Consider the following 19392-nt stretch of genomic DNA (forward strand, 5'->3'; position numbering starts at 1 on the left):
TTGACAATTGATAATTGACAATCGACAATTACCGGGTAATTATCTTTTGTCAAATTTTAATTACAAAGGTAGTTCTTTTAACGGATGAATGTCATTTTTTACCGTGTTTTTTTCTTATAGCGGTTGTAATCGGTGACAAATCCTTCGCAGAGCCAGTTTGCAAGGGCCTGGCGGTTGTCGCTCAAGATGATTCGTTGCTGGTCGAAACTGTTCTGGATATTGCCCAACTCGACGAAAACGGAGGCCGGTGTCGTGTGTCTCAACACGTAGAGATTCCGCCCGTCCACTGTCCCGGTAAACCCGCGTCCCGGTTGATGCTTCTTGTATTTATGGGAGAAAGTCGTCCGCATGGTTTTCGCCAGATGTTTGCTTTCGGAGTTCTTGTCCTGGTGGTAGAAAAAAACATCGGTCTGGTGGCCTTTGTTACGGCTGTCCACATGCACGAAGATAGCCCGTTTGTAGGCGTATTTATCTTGCTTGAACAAGGTGTTTATTTTGTCGCTCCGTTGTTTCAGGCGGCGAACCTGGTTGAAAGGGATCGGGCTGCCCATGCAGGTCTCCCGTTTGCTGTTGTTCAGGTATTTGTCGTTGCGTATTCCGTCTTTGGCATCCTGGATGATGATGTGGACTTTGGCTCCTTTCATCATCAGGTTGCGTGCCAGGCGGAGCACGATGTCGTAGGCATATTCGTCTTCGTGCAACTCGACTTTGCCAATCCGCCCGATTGCCCCCGGATCGGGACCTCCATGTCCGCTGACCAGGTAGAAGCAGGCGCCTTTCAATTCGGACGATGTCACTTTGTAGGAGGCCAGGTCCTTACCGAACAGCGGTTCGTAGTTCGCCCGTTTGGCAGCGGCCGCTGCGACAGCTTCTTTTCCCTGTAAGGGGGGAAGCGTGTATTTGACTCCCATCCGAAGGACGTTTCCTTTGCCTAACTTGGTTCTGTTCAGCTCGATGAACTGCTTCTGGTATGCGGCGCCTGTGCGGTTATGGCGTTTGAGGAACAGGGTGACGCCTTCTCCTTTCTTGGGAAAGGCTTTTTCCTGAGCCTGTAGCCGGTTGGTGCAAAGTATGGTAAAAAATAATGCGAATATGATACTAAGTTTGAACTTCATCGGTGATATGTTGCTAATGCGAACAAAAATACAGCTTTTTCGGGATTGTGCAATACATCGTTATGCAGATTCCGAAAATGTGACAATATCCCCCTCTAAAAGCATGTTTTAGACGCCCGCTGAAAACCAGCGTTATAGCATGTATAAGATTATTAAAAAATATTACCCTTGCGGGAAAATCTATTTTTATGGGTATGAAAATGGATTTTCATGCTTATGTGTTTCGATTTAAACGAATGGGTATTTTGGAAAAAATAAACAATAAGCACGCACAACCAAGAATAAAAAAACATTTGACAATGTAGGAAGTTTGATTGAGGAAATATAATTGATTTACTTAGAATCGGCAGTCATTCTGAGTTGTTCGGTAAAAAAAAGTAACTTACTTCAATGAATGGTTGCCGATTCGGTATTCTCAAATCAAATGATTCATTGCCATGTATTTCCAAAGAGGGGCTGCATGGAGCGCTTGTTTGATCCGGTCGTTCAGTAGTAATTCTTTTACTTCGTCGAGAGTCAGGAGGTGGACGCTCAGGTCTTCAGTCGCTTCAAGATGTTGGGCTGTGACCGGTTCGACATCCGTGGCAAGATAGCAATAGGTGAGGTTGGTGTGGGTACTCGGATTGACACCTATGACCATCAGTTCGCTCCAATTCCCGTTGCCGTAACCGGTCTCTTCAAGCAATTCCCGCCGGGCGGAGACGAGTGGGGAAGCGTCTTCCTTTTCGCAGACACCGGCACAAAGTTCGTAAGCCGTGATACCCAGGCCATGGCGATACTGGCTGACAAATACGAATTTCTGTTCTTTGGTGATTGCGATCACATTGATCCATTCCGGATATTCGAATATATAATATTCAGGAATCCTGTTCCCGTTCGGCAATTCCACTTCCTCCTTGCGCACGGTAAACCAAGGCTGGCGGGACAGATATTCACTTTTCAATACTTTCCAGTTTCTGTTTTTCGGTGTTTCCATATTTGTTGTTTGTTGGTATGTAATAAATAATGATGTCCCGTAGGGGCGGGATTCTACTCCGCCCAATGCAAATGACATCCGTTTTGTCCGGGGCCAATGAATGGATCCCAATATCCGGATTCAATGGGCGGATCCAATGGGCAGAGCAGAGCCCTGCCCCTACGAGCGACAATTATATTGTATGACAATGCCATCCATATCATCAATATAAATATGAAACGGAAGATTTTGTAATAAATTGCGTATGTTTCGTATCTTTGTGGTTTCGAAAGAGAGTACTCAGATGAATAAAGATAATAATTTCGGCAGGCTTTTGCTCCTGCTACTTATTACGTTAGGTATCTGCTTGGGATTTTATTACTTACCGGACCAGTTGTTCGGGATGAAAATAAAAAAAGTTGATTTGCTTTCCGATCTCAGGATAAAGCCTGAATCCTTAGCTATGGATTCCTTACGTATGCAATTGGAACAACCGGATACGGTCCGGATAGATTCGGCCGCCGTGCGCGATTCGATCCTGAAAACAACGGGCATCGATTCTGTCGCGCTTGCACTGCGCGACTCGCTCTACAAGGTTATGTATGCAGACCAGGGAGCCGATTCGCTGGGAACGCGTATCGAGGATTACTCCGTCGGGCACATAGGTCTGAAACGGTTCTTTGCCGCTCTGGGAAATAGCAGAGAGGCGGACCGACCGGTGCGTGTCGCCTTTTTGGGTGATTCGTTTATCGAAGGTGATATCGTGGTGGCCGATTTCCGTTCGGGAATGCAGGAGCAGTTCGGAGGGCACGGAGTCGGGTTCGTCCCGATTACGTCGGTCGCCGCCCAGTTCCGCCCGACGATCGAGCAGAAGGCGGAAGGTTGGACCACCTGGTCCATGCTGACGGACCACCATCACCGGTATACGCTTTCCGGAATGACGTTCGAACCGAAAGAAGAGAAGCCGTCCATCTCGGTGAAGACGACAGACCGTTATCCTGAATTGAAAACGGTTTCTTCCCTCAAATTCTTGTATGAAACGAATACCCGCACACGGATGGAATTGGTTTGCAACGGCACGTCCGATACGATCCGCGAAACCTTGGAACCGACCTCCGTCATCACGCAATACGAACAGACGGGGACCTTTACGGAGGCCTCTTTCAGCTTTGCCGATACGGCAGGTTTCCGTGCTCTCGGGGTTGCACTCGAAGATAATTCAGGGGTGATCGTGGACAATTATTCGTTGCGTGGCAATTCCGGTATGATCCTTTCAAGGTTGGACAGCGCCCGTTGCCGGGAGTTGAACGAGATACGCCCCTATGATCTGGTCGTTTTGCAGTACGGGTTGAATATCGTCAGCGACAGCGTTCTCCAGTATGGTTGGTACGCCAAACGGATGGAAGAAGCCGTACGCCACGTGCGCGTCTGTTTTCCGGATGCCGACATCCTGATGTTGGGCGTTTCGGACAGAAGCCGGCAAGTAGACGGATCATTCGAAACGATGCCCGCCGTATTGGCCTTGTTGCACGCGCAGCGGCAGGCAGCCCGCCGTTCGGGTGTCGCTTTCTGGAATGTTTTCGGGGCGATGGGAGGAGAAAACAGTATGGTCCGGTTCGTCGAAAACAACTGGGCCAGCAAAGATTATACACATTTGAGTTTCAGAGGAGGAAAAGAGATCGCTTCTGCCTTGTTGAATGCAATATTATTAGAAAAGGAGTTTTATGATGAAGCAGACAAAGTGGCTCGTTAGTCTATCGACTTGCTTGGTTTGGATGGCAGTCAGTGCCGCCGGTGCAAAAGGGAAGCTGCCCCTTCCCGCGCTCCCTTCCCGCACTTATTCGATCGGGCAGGAGGTCGATTCGATCCTGTCGCCCTCGTCGTTGCAGGCTTTCTTTGCCGGGCTGGATTCGCTCAGGGCTGGGAAGGATACCGTATTGACGATCGTCCATTTAGGCGATTCCCACATACAGGCCGGCTATTATTCGGGCAAGGTGATGCGTCTCTTGCAGGAGCAGTTCGGGAATGCCGGACGCGGATGGATCGCCCCTTTCAAGTTGAGCCGGACAAATGAGCCGGACGACTATTTCATCTCCTCTGCCGTCCGCGAATGGGTGGCGGGACGTTGCATACAAGCCAACAAGAAATGTCCGGTCGGAATCGGCGGGATCGGTATCCAATCCGTCTCACCCTCCATCAATCTGGATGTCCGGATAGCCCCTAACAACGGGGCAGGCTATTCTTTCAACCGGGCAATCCTCTACCGGGGGGAGAAATCCATGCCGATGTTACCGACCGGCCCGCTCAAAGATTCCGTACAGACTTCCTTGGCAACAGTTCCGGCTGTCGCAGGTGTCCTGGCCGATACGTTCCGCATCTCTTATCCGGTGGATACGTTGCAACTGCACAGCACCCGGCGAAAGCAAGGCACGGACAAGTTGTTGCCGGCCTCCACTTTCAAAAATGTTTATTACGGTTTCAACCTGACAAACGGCAATCCGGGTATCCTCTACCATTCGGTCGGTGTGAACGGGGCGATGTATGTCAATTACACGGACGAAACCTACGTCCGCCAGTTGGCCTTGCTGAAACCGTCTTTGTTGATTGTTTCGCTGGGGACGAACGAAACTTTCGGCCGTCGTTTCCGTACGGAAGAATTCGGCGGGCAGGTTCGTGCGTTCGTTTCTCTTGTCAAGAAATATATGCCGGAGACGGCTATCATGCTCACCACTCCACCGGAATGCTATAAGCGGACGTATGTCAATAAAAAACGGACGTATGTCCGCAACGCGAATACTCAGCTCGCCGCAAAGGCAATTGTAAAAGCAGCTCATGAAGAGGGGGTAGCTTGTTGGGACTTGTTTGCCGCCACGGGCGGGAAGGGTTCTTGCGTCAAATGGCACAAGGAGAAGTTGATGGGGCGCGACCGTATCCATTTCACAAAGGAAGGTTATCGCGAACAAGGGACGCTTTTGGTAAGAGCACTTCTGCGTTCTTACCAATGGACAAAAAACGAGAAAGCCGGGGAAACGGAAGAATTGGAGAAAGCGGAGGAAAGATTATGACGAATTTTATTATATCTCAATTAGCGAATACAATCCCTCAATTGTCAATTATCAATAGTCAATTGTCCATTGATAAGCTGGGCGATTTGTTGGTTTACCAGCGAAGCGAGCCGATGCTTTTCAGCAGCGGGTTGTTTTTCTTCCTTTTTATCGGTTTCCTGATTATCTATATGTCGCTCAGGAAGCATCTGCTGACACGTATTATTTACGTCACGTTGTTTTCCCTCTATTTCTATTATAAGAGCAGCGGGATGTTTTTTCTTCTCTTGCTGTTTGTCGCGACATCCGATTTTTGCATCGCGCAGTGCATGGCCAGGACAGTTTCCCGGTGGGGACGTAAGGCTTGGGTTGTCCTGAGCCTGTGTATCGACTTAGGGCTGTTGGGATATTTCAAATACTTCAATTTCCTGCGTGAGATCGCGGCTTCCGTCGCCCATGAATTGGGATACCAGTTGGGGAACGCTTCGTTGCAGAACATAACCTATCAGCCGTTGGATATCTTTCTGCCGGTCGGCATCTCTTTCTTTACGTTCCAGACCATCAGCTACGTGATCGATGTGTACCGGGGCAGGATAGACCCCCTCCGGCGTTGGATCGACTATGTTTTCTACGTCTCTTTCTTTCCGCAGTTGGTGGCCGGCCCGATCGTCCGGGCACGCGATTTCATCCCGCAGATTTATAAGACGCCGGCCGTCACGCGGGCCGAATTCGGGGAAGGGCTTTTCCTCGTCTTGTGCGGACTCTTCAAGAAAACCGTCATATCCGACTATATCAGCCTGAACTTCGTCGACCGCATATTCGATGCTCCTTTGCTTTACACGGGAGTGGAAAACCTGTTGGGCGTGTATGGCTATGCCTTGCAGATTTATTGCGATTTCTCCGGCTATTCGGATATGGCGATCGGGATTGCGTTGCTGTTAGGATTCCGCTTTAACGTGAACTTCGATTCGCCTTACCAGTCGGCGACCATCACGGAGTTCTGGCGACGCTGGCATATCTCGCTTTCTTCATGGTTGAAAGACTATTTGTATATTTCGCTCGGAGGCAACCGGAAAGGGAAAATACGGACATACATCAACCTGCTGATAACGATGTTGCTGGGTGGTCTGTGGCACGGGGCTTCCGTGAGTTTTATCCTCTGGGGCGCCCTGCATGGGGTTGCGCTGGCCGTGCATAAGTTCATGATGAGCCATTTCAGCAGTTTCAAGCCCTTAGGGTCGGAAATGAAACCTTGGAGAAGAGTGTTAGGCATCTTGCTTACTTTCCATCTGGTGTGCTTCGGCTGGATCTTGTTCCGTGCCGATTCGATGCAGGCGGTAGGAGAGATGCTGACGCAGATTTTCACGAATTTCCACCCGGAGGTCTTCACACAGTTTGTGACGGGCTATAAAGGGGTATTTATCTTGATGGTGGTGGGTTACATTCTGCATTTCATGCCGAAATCGGCCGAAAACGGCTTGCAGGCGGTAGTCACCCGCTCTCCTTTGCTTGTGCAGGCGGTGATGTTGGCAATCGCGATTTTTGTTGTCGTGCAATTCAAGAGTGCCGGCGTACAGCCGTTTATATACTTTCAGTTCTGAAAGGCTCGGTCTGATTGCGATAGCGAATGAAATAATGAGATTTTGTCAAATATTATAACCTTAAATACATTGAGTGGGTATGAAACGGAAGTTATCATTGTTCTTTTGGGTTTTATTTTTGTCCATATCTGTTTACGGGCAAAAAAGGCAACCGGTGGATGAAGTCGCTTCTATTCAACAAACATCGGATTGGCAAGCGCATTATTGGAAGAAGCATAAGACTTTCAAAGCCTTGGGATGGACTTTTTCCATGGTCGGGGTTGCTTCGGTCGGAGGAGCATATTGTTTGGCGCTATCCGGACTTGAAGCCCCATATTCCAAGTCGCGGAACGTAGGATCTGCAGCACTTTTGATAGGAGGAGGCTGTCTGATATTGGCCAGTATCCCCATGTTCTGCTTGGGATATTCCAACAAACGGAAAGCCCGTTCAATCTCTTTGCAAGGCCAGAACCTTTCTTCTCCGCTTCCGGACGGCTCTGTCTCTTTCCGTCCGGGAGTCTCATTGTGTATGACTTTCTGACAAATGAAACAAAAATATGATTTATTTTTGTATTTGTTCTTTTCCGATCTCATCCAAATAACCGCAAGCCACCTCTACCGTCGGTACGTTCTTGATCACGATACTGCGTTTCCCGTTTTGTTCGCGAAGCATGCATTCACGTGGATGCTTCTGAATGAAGCTGAGTAGTTTGTCGAAAGCTTCACTCTCGTAATAGGGACTGTTGGGATTAGTGACAAGAAAGATGCTCATCTGCCCTTTTTTCAGAATGACTTTTTCCATGCCCAGCATCTTTGCCATGCGACGAAGACGAACGACACGGATCAGCTCTTTTCCTTCTTTCGGGACTTTCCCGAAACGGTCTTTCAGACGCTCGGTGAAAGCAAGGATATCGCGTTCTTCCTCCATCTTATCCAACTCGCGATAGAGGGAGACACGCTCGGAATCGTTCGGAATGTAAGTCGGCGGGAACATCAGTTCCAGATCGCTTTCGATATAAGTTTCGCGGACATATTCACTACCGGTGTCGGGGCGCTTTTCGGTCGCATCGGAATACAGGTCGGCAAATTCTTCCGCTTTCAGTTCGTCAACGGCTTCTTCCAATATCTTCTGGTATGTTTCGTAGCCTAAGTCGGCGATGAAACCGCTTTGTTCGGCTCCCAACATATTTCCGGCTCCCCGGATGTCGAGATCCTGCATGGCAATATGGATACCGCTTCCCAGCTCCGAGAAATTCTCGATCGCCTGCAAACGGCGGCGTGCTTCCTGCGTAAGGCTTGACAGGGGTGGAGAGAGGAGGTAGCAGAAGGCTTTCCGGTTACTTCGTCCGACACGGCCGCGTAATTGATGCAGGTCGGACAATCCGAACTGCTGTGCGTTGTTGATAATGATCGTATTTGCATTCGGCACGTCGATTCCGCTTTCCACAATGCTTGTGGCGATCAGCACGTCGTATTCGTAATTGACGAAATCCAGAATGATCTTTTCCAGTTTATCCGGCTCCATCTGTCCGTGTCCGACAGCAATACGGGCATCCGGTACTTCGCGTTTGACGAGCGCCTCCATTTCATAAATATTCTGGATACGGTTGTTGATGAAGAAAACCTGCCCGTTACGACTCATCTCGAAGTTGATGGCTTCACGGATAATGTCCGGGTTAAACCGTTCTACCTCTGTTTGCACCGGGTAGCGGTTGGGTGGGGGAGTCGTGATGCTCGACAGGTCACGGGCTCCCATCAGCGAGAATTGCAGGGTACGGGGGATCGGCGTTGCGGTCATGGTGAGCGTGTCTACGTTTGCTTTCAACTGGCGCAACTTCTCTTTGACAGATACACCGAACTTCTGTTCCTCGTCGATAATCAGCAGGCCAAGGTCTTTGAATGTGACATCTTTTCCGACGATACGATGAGTCCCGATGATGATGTTAATATTCCCCTCCTTCAAGTCTTTCAATGTCTCTCTGATCTCTTTCGCCGTACGCGCCCGGCTGATATATTCGATCCGGCAGGGAAAGTCTTTCAACCGTTCGGAGAATGTCTGGTAATGCTGGAATGCTAACACCGTAGTCGGGACCAGCACGGCAACTTGCTTGTTATCCGAAACGGCTTTGAAAGCAGCACGGATGGCTACTTCCGTTTTCCCGAAGCCCACGTCTCCACAGATCAGACGGTCCATCGGACGGTCGCTTTCCATGTCGGCCTTGACATCGGCTGTCGCTTTCATCTGGTCAGGAGTGTCTTCATAAATAAAACTGGCTTCCAGTTCGTGCTGCATGAAGCTGTCCGGGCTGTATGCGAAACCTTTTTCTTGTTTTCGTTTGGAGTAGAGGAGAATCAGGTCGCGGGCGATATCTTTCACTTTCGACTTGGTGCGTTCCTTCATCTTTTCCCAAGCCCCCGTTCCGAGTTTGCTCAGTTTGGGTGGTTCCCCGCTCTCTTTGCCTTTATACTTGGACAATTTATGGAGGGAGTGGATGCTGACGAATATAATGTCGTTGTTCTGGTAGATCAGCTTGATGGCTTCTTGCATTTTACCGTTCACTTCCGTACGAACCAACCCTCCAAACTGTCCGACACCATGATCGATATGCACGATGTAGTCGCCGGTCGTGAATTGGTTCAACTCCTTTAGCGACAGAGAGAGTTTTCCACTTCGTGCCTTGTCGCTTTTCAGGTTGAATTTATGGAATCGGTCGAATAACTGGTGATCCGTGAAAAGGCAGACACGCAAAGTTTCGTCGGCAAAACCTTCATGTATAGTCTTGTTGACAGAGGTAAAAGGTATATCGTCTCCCCGGTCCTCAAAGATGGCCCGGATACGGGCAGCTTGCTTTTCTACATCACTCAGTATATATAATGTATAGCCGTCTTCCAAATATTTGTGGAAAGATTCACTTACCAAATCAAAGTTTTTATGATAGATTGGTTGTGCTTCCATAGAGAAAGCCAAGGTTGCATCGACTACTCCCGCCACCCGCGTACCGAAATGGAGACGGCAGAAACCGAGCGCCGCATGTAGAAAGTCCTCTCCGGTAATCAATTTGGCCCGCAGTTGTTCGATGTCGGCAAACGATTCTTCATCGCCTATGATCGGTTCTTCATTCCAGATACTGCTGATACGCTCTTTTACCCATGCCAAGTCTTTGCAGGCGAGCAACGTCTCGGACGGCAATGAGTCCAACAGGGACGAGTTGGTCCGGTTCCCTTTTGTCATTTCAGGGACGATATAGATACTGTCCAGTTTTTCTTTGGATAGCTGTGTTTCTACATCGAACGAACGGATCGTCTCTACCTCGTTTCCAAAAAAGTCGATACGATAAGGAAATTCATATGAGAACGAGAATACGTCTAAGATACTGCCACGCATCGCATACTGCCCCGGTTCGTAAACGTAATCAACCTGTTCGAAACCGTATTCGTCCAACACGTCGGAAACAAACATATTGTCCAACTTCTCACCAACACTGATCTTCAGCGTATTTTCTTTCAGGACCTCCCGTGAAATCACTTTCTCCGCCAATGCCTCCGGATAGGTGACAATGACGAAAGGTGCAGTCGGATCCTGCAACGTACTGAGAACTTCTGTCCGCAGGATTTCGTTGGCAGGGTCCACATGTCCGTACTTGATAGCACGCCGATAGGCAGAGGGAAAGAAATAGATGCCGTCACCTCCGGTGAGTTGCACCAGATCATGATAAAAGTAGCCGGCTTCCTCCAGATCATTCAATACACACACATAGTTTCCCCTTCTTTTAAAAAAAAGAGAAGCTATTGTCATTGCGGCCCCTGAACCGTTCAGCCCTTTCAGAAATATATTGCGGGATGTTTTGCTTTTTAACAGGGTATTTAACGCCGTCACTTGTGGATGAGCGGCATATTGTTTTAGTAAATCTTGTATCTCCAACGGATGAATTGCAAATTGATAATTGATAAATGAAAATTGTATATGTGCAAAATTACGGAAAATGTTACAATGATCTTCCTAAAACCAACGAAAATATCTACCTTCGCACCTAAGTTGTCAATTGAAATAAGTAGATTCTTCTCATTTTCAATTTTCAATTTTCAAATTTCAATTAAACAGAGGATTATGTCAGACAGTATTGTTATTATACCTACGTATAACGAGAAGGAGAATATAGAAAGTATTATTCGGGTTGTATTTGGGTTGGAGAAAGAATTTCATATTTTGATTATAGATGATGGATCGCCCGATGGTACGGCAGATATTGTAAAACGATTGCAAAAAGAGTTTCCCGAACGTCTTTTTATGGTGGAACGTAAAGGTAAGTTAGGATTGGGTACGGCTTATATCTGCGGATTCAAGTGGGCTATAGAGCATAAGTATGATTTTATATTCGAAATGGATGCGGACTTCAGTCATAATCCGAATGATCTTCCCAAATTATATGCGGCCTGCACGGAACAGGGGGCTGATGTCGCGGTCGGTTCCCGCTACTGCAATGGTGTGAATGTTGTGAACTGGCCGTTAGGGCGTGTGCTGATGTCTTATTATGCTTCTGTATATGTCCGTTTTGTTACCGGAATGAAAGTACAGGATACGACAGCCGGTTTCAAATGCTACCGCCGCGAGGTACTTGAGACGATTGATTTGGATCGTATCCATTTCAAAGGATATGCGTTCCAGATAGAAATGAAGTTTACGGCATATAAGTGTGGCTATAAAATTGTGGAAGTTCCCATTATCTTTATCAATCGTGTATTAGGTACTTCCAAGATGAACTCCTCTATCTTCGGGGAAGCACTGTTTGGTGTATTGAAATTGAAATGGTGGAGTCTGTTTCGTAAATACCCCCAAAAAGGAAACCGGAAAGCGATTGCCGAATAGTACCATTATTATAAAAGCAATAAAAAAGCTGCACCTTTGAAAGATGCAGCTTTTTTATTGCTTTTATATGCTATTGTTTGTTATTCTCAATTCAATGCTTTCAAGGAGAAATGGAAGGAAGTGCCTTTCCCTTCTTCGGAATCGAACCACATTTTACCACCGAGTTGCTCGACAAAATCTTTGCACAGCATTAAGCCCAGGCCGGATCCTTTTTCATTATTCGTTCCGTAAGAAGTAAAATGAGTGTTTTGCTTCAGCAACTTACCCTGGTCTTCCATCTTGATTCCTTTACCTGAGTCTTTCACACTGACAATGACGAAATCCCCGTCTTTTTTGGTCGATACCGTAATCACGCCTTTTTCGTAGCTGAACTTGACAGCATTGGAAACCAGATTACGGACGATTGTCTTTACCATATCGATGTCTGTCGCCCCCATCAGTTCTTTATCCAGACCTTCGAGCGTGATGGATATGCCTTTCTGGGTTGCCATCGGAATAAATATCTCGGCAGTACTGTTGACTATACTGTTGATGTCGACCTGCTGTCTGTAAATATTCTGTTTGTTCAAACGATTCTTCGCCCATTTCAGGAGGTTGTCGAGAAGTTGGAATATTTCTTCCGATGTCTTGTTCATCATTTGAAGCATTTCGTATACCTCGTCGCTGACCTGATTCTTATCGACCATCATCAGGATAGCGTTATTCATCATCTTCAATGAACCAAGCGGAGAGCGCAAATCGTGTGCAATAACAGAATAGAGCGTATCGCGAGATTCGATCGTGTTTTCAAGTTCCTGCTTGATACGTTTAATACTGAACAGTTCATAGCGATGGGCGACACGTTTTACCAATTCTTCCCGTTGAAAAGGTTTTGTTACATATTCCGTCGCTCCCAACTGGTAACCTTTTACGATACTTTGCATATCACTTAAGGCCGACATGATAATGACAGGGATATTGTTGGTTTCCGGATTGCTTTTCAAATGCTGCAACACTTCGTATCCATCCATCTCCGGCATCATAATATCGAGCAAGATAAGATTGGGATGCTTTTCCTGGGCGATACGTAACGCTTTGGTTCCACAGTCTGTCGTCAGTAGCGTATAACCTTCTTTTTTCAGTATCGCCTGCACAAGCATAACGTTAGTTGGCACATCGTCTACCACTAATACTGTATATTGTGATGCTAAATTTTCCATTTGATTTCGTATTTTTCTTGATATTCAAATACTATCAATGATACAAAAGTATTGAATTCTGTCGACATAATCGTCTTTTCCTGAAAAATAAATTCTATTTCGGAAAAATATCTCTTTTGCATATTTAGCGTGTACAGCTAAAACGCTTGATATAGGTTGAAATGGAGTTTTTTATTGAAATTATTCTTTAAGTTTGCACCATGAAATCGAATTTAGTTTTTTTAGTGCTCATATTAGCCGGTTGTCAGCCGGAAATGCCTGTGACATCCTCTATTCTGGTGGATGGGGACGGCTTGACAATTCCTGTAAACAAGGATCTGTATGGTTTGACCATTGAGGAAATCAACCATGCGGTGGATGGCGGTATTTATGCGGAATTGATACAAAACCGGAGTTTTGAAGATGGAGTGCCTCCCTTGAACTGCCCGTACGACCCTGTCCGCCGAGTCCTGACTACTCCGAATGGATGGAGTATTCCTTTCTTACGTTCTGATTCGGTGCCGGGATGGCATCGCTTTTCTGCGACATCTTATATCTATCCCGACACAAAGGAGCTGATTAACGACAAGAACCGGCGTTCCCTGTTGGTCTCGGTGTCTGCTTCTGCCGAATCGGGAAAAGGAGGTGTCGTTGCTGAAGGGTATGGAGGAATACCTCTTCACGAAGGCGAGAAATATGATTTGTCTTTCTATATAAAAGGAGCCTCTATGGTTCCGAAGACAGTAAGTCTGACTTTGGCTGATTCTACCGGAGAAACGGCTTTCAGCGAAGTTTTCCGTGTAGCACCGACCTATGAATGGAGGAAGTACAAGCATACTTTTACCGCGAACTCGAATACAAATAAAGCCGTGTTGACAATAACGACTGACAGTTCGGCCGTTTTCTGGCTGGATGTCGTATCCTTGTTTCCTCAAAAAACATGGAAAGATCGTCCGAACGGATTACGTCCGGAACTGATGGAATTGATTGCGGCATTGAAGCCGGCGTTCATTCGTTTTCCCGGCGGAAGTTTTGTTGAAGGATATACGGCCGGAACCTACCCGGTCTGGCGTGAAACGGTAGGAGACATCGCCGAACGCAAACACTTCTGGAATGTATGGGCATATGGCACGACCAACGGCATTGGCTATCATGAGTATCTCCAAATGTGTGAAGACTTGGAAGCCGAACCGGTCTATGTCATCAATAGCGGTGTGACCAACCAAAGCCGCCGTCCGCGTTACGAAGACATAACGGCGATGGGAAAACTGGTACAAGACGCCTTGGACGCCATCGCTTATGCCAACGAGCCGACCGATTCCGTTATGGGAGCTTTACGGGCCGGTCATGGACATCCGGAACCTTTCGGGTTGAAGTATGTGGAGATCGGTAGCGAAAATTACGGTCTGGAATATTCCAGACGCTTCGAACTGTTTAAGAAAGCGATCCAAGAAACCTATCCGGACGTTACGGTGATAAGCAGTTCCGAGGTCAGAAAGAAAAACAGGAATGAATGGTCGGATACTCATTTTTATTCAAGCGAATCGTTTTTGATCTCCAATCACAACCGTTTTGTTGCCGGACGTACGCGCCGGATGCCACCTGCCTTTATCGGAGAATTCGGTTTATCCGGCGGAGCTGCTCCCGGAAGTTTGCGGGCTGCCATCGGGGAGGCTTGTTTCCTTGTCGGAGCAGAGAACGGGCAAGACATCGTGAAACGTTTGGCTTATGCCCCGGTTTTAGGGAATACGAAATACAAGATAGAACGCTATCCGGCCATTTCTTTTGACGGTGAACAGATCGCTCTTTCGCCCTCTTACCATCTGTTGCGAATGTTCGGCAACAACAGGGGAGACGAAGTGCTGAAGACCGAAGTCCATACCTATCAGAAACCTCAGGTTACCTTCGGACGTGCCGGTATCGAGATGTTCGATAACAGCTATGAATTTAAAGAGGTGAAAATAGATAATTCGCCTGTTACGGAAGGAACTGTCATGACCGGAGGGTGGACAGTCGACCGGGGAAGACTGACACCGGTTGCAAACAGATGGAACTACATCCTTTTAGGCGATCCGTCTGCCTATGATTATATCTTTTCGGCAGATATCAGGAGGACGAAGGGAAGCGGACAAATCCAATTCCGTGTGCGTGATAACGGGCTGCCCGGAGAACGGAATGACTATATCGGACTGACGATCGGCACCGGTCTTGTCGAGTTCTACCGCCAGGCAGGAGGAGTGAGGGATACGTTGCGTACGCCTGTCCTTTATCCGTTCCAGAGTAATCGCTGGTATAACGTGAAGATCGCTTGTAAAGGGGAACAAATCGGTTGTTTCGTGAATGACACACTGGTTCATGAAGCAATACTACCCGGCATACCTTCTTTGGTTTCTACCGCTGCACTGGATAAGGAGACGAATATGATTATACTGAAGGTGATCAACACGACCCAGCACGAAGAGAAGACGGAGTTGAACCTGCAAGGTATCAGTGTTAAAAATACGGCGGAGATTATTCAACTCACAGGCGATCCCGAAGCGCGTAACACATACGGCAAACCCGACGAGATCATACCGGAGACAAAAGAAATATCCTTCTCGTTGAGTGGTCCCAAGGTATACAGTTTTCCTCCGAACTCGATTACGATAATGAAATTAAAAATCGATTGATAACATTTAGGCACGGATTACACGGGGAAATCCGTGCCTAAAATGTTTTCTTAATGAACTAACATCTCAGGAGTGATCTTGACAAACTTATCAGTATCGGCTTTGCGGAGTTTCACGCTTCCGTCGTTCCAGTTTGAAGGCCATCCGCCAATGATATGTCCCAAGAATACCACCTTGATCTCGTGCAAGCCTTTAGACAAAGCAGCCGAACTGTCGTGACGGGAGAAACGTTTCACTTCACCTCCGTTATTCACTAACAATTTACCATCGATCCATACTTCTTCGTTGTCGGAAGAAATATAGTAAACGCCGTCTTCAGGAATATTGACGTAACCGGTTGCTATGGCAGCATATTGCTTGACACCGCGCATAGATTCGCTTGTTTTCACTACGCTGGTGATTTCACGCAGATCTTTGATGACCGATTTCTTCCATTCTTTTACGTCTCCCAGTTTGGATGAATTCAAGAACATGCCGTCGGTCACTTGCATTTCCAATCCCGGAGTAGTCTTGGCAACTTCCTTGGCAGGAGCTAAGGCTTGCTTTTCAACTGTGATCGTACGAGTCTTACTCATTTTGCCGGAAGGCAATACGGAGCGAATCTTCAGAACACCGGATTCCGTAAATTCGATCGGGGCGGAATAGACGGCAGATTCCTGAGCCGGTTCGGTTCCGTCGATTGTATAAACCATCTTGACCGGACGGGTTGTCTTGAATTCCAGAGAAGCTTTGTCGGTGAATGCAACGAAATTACATGAACCGTTCGGCTGTTCCGGCTGCGGAATATGGTAGTTGATGTTCAGTTCGTCCAAACGAACCAAAGCATTATCCAAGCGACGTTCGAAATCTTTATAATCTTTGCGTGCCAGTGTAGTCCAGCCGATTTCGGCTAATGCCAACACACGTGGATAAGCACGATATTCCACCAGGTCCGTGTTGTACATATATTCAGACCAAAGGTTTGTTTGTACACCCTTGATCAAGTTTGCCTTTCCGGTAGCGACCAAAGTATCGGGCGTCGGATTGTATGCATACACTCTCGACAACGGATCGTAGCCGCCGATAGAAACCGGTTCGATCTTCGGATCTCCTTGGAACTGGTCAATGTACATGCCGCCGCTTCCTGGAGTCATGATCGCTTCATGTCCCATGTTTGCAGCAGCGATACCGCCTTCTTCACCACGCCAGGACATAACGGTTGCGGAAGGAGCGAGGCCGCCTTCGAGGATTTCATCCCATCCGATGATCTTTTTACCATGCTTGTCGGACAGGTATTTCTCCATGCGCTGAACGAAATAGCTCTGTAACTTTTCTTCGGCAGAGTTATTCTTGTCGGCTTTCAAGCCTTCCTCACGGATACGTTTCTGGCAGAGCGGGCATTCTTTCCAACTTGATTTCGGACATTCGTCACCACCGATGTGAATATACTCACCGGGGAAAAGAGGTGCGACTTCGTCAAAAACATCCTGCAGGAACTCGAAAGGTTTTTCCTTTCCGGCACACAATACGATGTCTTCCACACCCCAGATGATACGCGGGGTAGTCGGTTCGCCCTTACAAGACAATTCAGGATATGCGGAGATTGCGGCCAACTCATGTCCCGGAAGTTCGATTTCGGGAACGATCGTAATAAAACGGTCTGCTGCATATTTTACCACATCTTTGATCTGTTCCTGCGTATAGAAACCGCCATATTCCGTTCCTTCGCCATCGATACGCTTGGAACCGATCTCTGTCAGTTTCGGATATTTTTTGATTTCGATACGCCAACCCTGATCGTCCGTCAGATGCCAGTGCATGCGGTTGATCTTGAACAAGGCCAGTACATCGAGGTGTTTCTTAACGTTCTCTACCGGGATGAAATGACGGCAAGGATCCAACATGATACCACGATATTCGAAACGCGGTTCGTCTTTCACCGTTACGCTGGGAGCAGTCCAGGCAATACCGTTCACGACTGCCGGACTTTCAATTTCGGCCGGAAGCAATTGCATGAATGTTTGCATACCGTAGAACAGGCCTTGCGGGGTTTTAGCCTTGACCGTCACGCCTTGCGGAGTGACATCCAACGTGTAGCCCTCGTTGTTTACATCCAGTGCCCCGTCGATTGCCAGCGTAATGCCGTTGGAGGCAGCCTTGTCACTGACTGTTATCTGATAGCCGGTGGCAAGATTCATTTGGGCGGCAAAATATTCAGCTACTGTTTTAGCTTCCGGAGTGGAAGCGGAGAAAGCTGTGTTTTTGCTTAGTTTAAAACTGCCCTCGTTCTGGACGAGGCTTACCGGCATCGGGATCACATTGATACCTTGATTGTAAGGCATCTGTTTTGTCGGTCCTTCGCTGCATGACGCAAGGATACAAAGTGCTGCGCCTGCACACATCGATAAAAGTGTTTTCATAAATTATTTATGTAATTTGATTGATTTAGAAAAAGAAAGAAAGAGATTTATGATTTATAATTTATGATTTATTTTTGTGACGCATAAATCATAAATTATAAATCATAAATCTATACATTACCACGCGAAGATTGGATATTCCTTCATGATGCTGTTTACTTTTTCGCGAACAGCAGTGATAGTCTTGTCGCATTCAGGTGCAGTCAGCACGGTATCGATCAATTCGACGATCTCGGCCATCAGCGGTTCTTTGGCGCCACGGGTGGTGATTGCCGGTGTTCCGACACGGATACCTGAAGTCTGGAATGCCGAACGGCTGTCGAACGGAACCATATTCTTGTTTACGGTGATATCGGCAGCAACAAGAGCTTTTTCTGCAACCTTACCGGTCAGTTCGGGGAATTTCTTGCGCAGGTCGATCAACATGCTATGATTGTCCGTACCATCTGAAATGATCTTGTAACCTTTGTCCATGAATGCTTTTGCCATAGCAGCCGCATTTGCCTTTACCTGAGCCTGATAGGTCTTATATTCCGGTTCCAGTGCTTCGCCGAAAGCTACGGCTTTGGCAGCGATCACATGTTCCAGCGGACCTCCCTGGATGCCGGGGAATACGGCGGAATCCAACAATTGAGACATTTTTTTGATCTCTCCCTTCGGAGTCTTCTTACCCCAAGGATTTTCGAAATCTTTACCCAGGAGGATGATACCGCCACGCGGACCACGCAAAGTCTTGTGGGTCGTGGAAGTTACGATATGAGCATATTCCAACGGGTTATTCAGCAATCCGGCAGCGATCAGACCGGCAGGGTGAGCCATATCGATCATCAAAAGGGCACCAACCTTGTCAGCAATCTCACGCATCCGTTTGTAGTCCCATTCACGGGAATAAGCGGAACCGCCACCTACGATCAATTTCGGTTTTTCACGTAAAGCGACTTCTTCCATCTGGTCGTAATCAACACGGCCGGTGTCTTCTTTAACATTATATTCCGTAGCATGGTATAAGATACCCGAACTGTTTACTGGAGAACCGTGGGAAAGGTGCCCGCCGTGTGCCAGGTTCAGGCCAAGGAATGTATCACCGGGATTCAGGACTGCCAGAAATACGGCAGCATTAGCCTGTGCTCCGGAGTGTGGCTGTACGTTGGCCCATTCTGCATTGAAAATCTGTTTCAACCGTTCGATAGCGATGGTTTCGCTCTGGTCTACTACTTCGCAACCTCCATAATAGCGCTTGCCGGGATATCCTTCAGCGTATTTGTTGGTCAGACAGCTACCCATGGCTTGCATCACCTGGTCGCTTACAAAGTTTTCGGAAGCAATCAGTTCAATGCCTTTCAGCTGGCGCTGATGTTCCTTCTCAATGATGTCGAAAATGATATTGTCTCTTTTCATTACATGTAAAATTGGTTATTGCAATGAGTCCCCCTCTCTTTTTAGGGGATCGTTGGCAAATTTACGATAAAAAATCATATACGGAGATAAAATCATATCGAAATATCCTTATAACTTCAACATTGTATATAGGTTGGATGGATCTTGGCGACAATCGAAAATGGCCACAATATAGATTCGTTCTTCT

The 19392-nt window shown here is 47.3% G+C and carries 12 protein-coding genes; 6 read left to right on the forward strand and 6 right to left on the reverse strand.

What is annotated here, in order from left to right; translation table 11 throughout:
- Positions 1 to 98 precede the first annotated feature (98 nt).
- Both BQ9893_RS02875 and BQ9893_RS02885 read right to left on the reverse strand, forming a co-directional pair.
- A complete protein-coding gene (locus BQ9893_RS02875; protein ID WP_075964655.1) occupies positions 99 to 1115 on the reverse strand; it encodes an N-acetylmuramoyl-L-alanine amidase family protein in 1017 nt (338 codons plus the stop codon).
- Positions 1116 to 1530: 415 nt separating this feature from the next.
- Positions 1531 to 2091: an NUDIX hydrolase gene (locus BQ9893_RS02885; protein ID WP_075964656.1), complete on the reverse strand. Its 561-nt coding sequence runs from the start codon at positions 2089 to 2091 to the stop codon at positions 1531 to 1533.
- A gap of 283 nt (positions 2092 to 2374) precedes the next feature.
- On the opposite strand from BQ9893_RS02885, the gene BQ9893_RS02890 reads away from it, so the two are divergent.
- The 4 genes from BQ9893_RS02890 (at position 2375) to BQ9893_RS21315 (ending at position 7235) form a co-directional block, all read left to right on the forward strand.
- Positions 2375 to 3823, forward strand: a complete 1449-nt coding sequence (locus BQ9893_RS02890) for an SGNH/GDSL hydrolase family protein (RefSeq protein WP_075965378.1) — start codon at positions 2375 to 2377, stop codon at positions 3821 to 3823.
- Positions 3795 to 5135 carry a GDSL-type esterase/lipase family protein gene (locus BQ9893_RS02895; RefSeq protein WP_208610791.1) on the forward strand — a complete coding sequence of 447 codons (1341 nt, stop codon included), beginning with the start codon at positions 3795 to 3797 and terminating at the stop codon, positions 5133 to 5135. Before BQ9893_RS02890 ends, BQ9893_RS02895 begins: the two co-directional genes overlap by 29 nt.
- 113 nt (positions 5136 to 5248) lie before the next feature.
- Positions 5249 to 6715 carry an MBOAT family O-acyltransferase gene (locus tag BQ9893_RS02900; RefSeq protein WP_394333231.1) on the forward strand — a complete coding sequence of 489 codons (1467 nt, stop codon included), beginning with the start codon at positions 5249 to 5251 and terminating at the stop codon, positions 6713 to 6715.
- A gap of 79 nt (positions 6716 to 6794) precedes the next feature.
- Complete coding sequence (locus tag BQ9893_RS21315; RefSeq protein WP_139322557.1) at positions 6795 to 7235, forward strand: hypothetical protein; 441 nt, start codon at positions 6795 to 6797, stop codon at positions 7233 to 7235.
- 21 nt (positions 7236 to 7256) lie between these two features.
- Here BQ9893_RS21315 and mfd read toward each other — a convergent pair whose 3' ends face one another.
- Positions 7257 to 10616: a transcription-repair coupling factor gene (gene mfd / locus BQ9893_RS02910; protein WP_075964659.1), complete on the reverse strand. Its 3360-nt coding sequence runs from the start codon at positions 10614 to 10616 to the stop codon at positions 7257 to 7259.
- 186 nt (positions 10617 to 10802) lie between these two features.
- Between mfd and BQ9893_RS02915 the strand changes: the two genes are divergently transcribed.
- Positions 10803 to 11561, forward strand: a complete 759-nt coding sequence (locus BQ9893_RS02915) for a polyprenol monophosphomannose synthase (RefSeq protein ID WP_075964660.1) — start codon at positions 10803 to 10805, stop codon at positions 11559 to 11561.
- 86 nt (positions 11562 to 11647) lie between these two features.
- Here BQ9893_RS02915 and BQ9893_RS02920 read toward each other — a convergent pair whose 3' ends face one another.
- Positions 11648 to 12760 carry a hybrid sensor histidine kinase/response regulator gene (locus BQ9893_RS02920; protein ID WP_075964661.1) on the reverse strand — a complete coding sequence of 371 codons (1113 nt, stop codon included), beginning with the start codon at positions 12758 to 12760 and terminating at the stop codon, positions 11648 to 11650.
- Positions 12761 to 12960: 200 nt separating this feature from the next.
- Between BQ9893_RS02920 and BQ9893_RS02925 the strand changes: the two genes are divergently transcribed.
- Positions 12961 to 15408: an alpha-L-arabinofuranosidase C-terminal domain-containing protein gene (locus tag BQ9893_RS02925; RefSeq protein ID WP_075964662.1), complete on the forward strand. Its 2448-nt coding sequence runs from the start codon at positions 12961 to 12963 to the stop codon at positions 15406 to 15408.
- A 50-nt stretch (positions 15409 to 15458) separates the two neighbouring features.
- Here BQ9893_RS02925 and BQ9893_RS02930 read toward each other — a convergent pair whose 3' ends face one another.
- A complete protein-coding gene (locus BQ9893_RS02930; RefSeq protein ID WP_075964663.1) occupies positions 15459 to 17807 on the reverse strand; it encodes a family 20 glycosylhydrolase in 2349 nt (782 codons plus the stop codon).
- Positions 17808 to 17924: 117 nt separating this feature from the next.
- Positions 17925 to 19205, reverse strand: coding sequence for a serine hydroxymethyltransferase (gene glyA / locus BQ9893_RS02935; RefSeq protein WP_075964664.1), 1281 nt, complete (start codon positions 19203 to 19205; stop codon positions 17925 to 17927).
- Positions 19206 to 19392: the final 187 nt, after the last annotated feature.

Origin of the sequence: Parabacteroides massiliensis (assembly GCF_900155425.1) — a bacterium.
GTDB lineage: Bacteria > Bacteroidota > Bacteroidia > Bacteroidales > Tannerellaceae > Parabacteroides > Parabacteroides massiliensis.

Coding starts and splice junctions, on each gene's coding strand:
- BQ9893_RS02875 (WP_075964655.1), bottom strand. CDS start 1,115: ATGAAGTTCAAACTTAGTATCATATTCGCATTATTTTTTACCATACTT.
- BQ9893_RS02885 (WP_075964656.1), bottom strand. CDS start 2,091: ATGGAAACACCGAAAAACAGAAACTGGAAAGTATTGAAAAGTGAATAT.
- BQ9893_RS02890 (WP_075965378.1), top strand. CDS start 2,375: ATGAATAAAGATAATAATTTCGGCAGGCTTTTGCTCCTGCTACTTATT.
- BQ9893_RS02895 (WP_208610791.1), top strand. CDS start 3,795: ATGATGAAGCAGACAAAGTGGCTCGTTAGTCTATCGACTTGCTTGGTT.
- BQ9893_RS02900 (WP_394333231.1), top strand. CDS start 5,249: ATGCTTTTCAGCAGCGGGTTGTTTTTCTTCCTTTTTATCGGTTTCCTG.
- BQ9893_RS21315 (WP_139322557.1), top strand. CDS start 6,795: ATGAAACGGAAGTTATCATTGTTCTTTTGGGTTTTATTTTTGTCCATA.
- BQ9893_RS02915 (WP_075964660.1), top strand. CDS start 10,803: ATGTCAGACAGTATTGTTATTATACCTACGTATAACGAGAAGGAGAAT.
- BQ9893_RS02920 (WP_075964661.1), bottom strand. CDS start 12,760: ATGGAAAATTTAGCATCACAATATACAGTATTAGTGGTAGACGATGTG.
- BQ9893_RS02925 (WP_075964662.1), top strand. CDS start 12,961: ATGAAATCGAATTTAGTTTTTTTAGTGCTCATATTAGCCGGTTGTCAG.
- BQ9893_RS02930 (WP_075964663.1), bottom strand. CDS start 17,807: ATGAAAACACTTTTATCGATGTGTGCAGGCGCAGCACTTTGTATCCTT.
- glyA (WP_075964664.1), bottom strand. CDS start 19,205: ATGAAAAGAGACAATATCATTTTCGACATCATTGAGAAGGAACATCAG.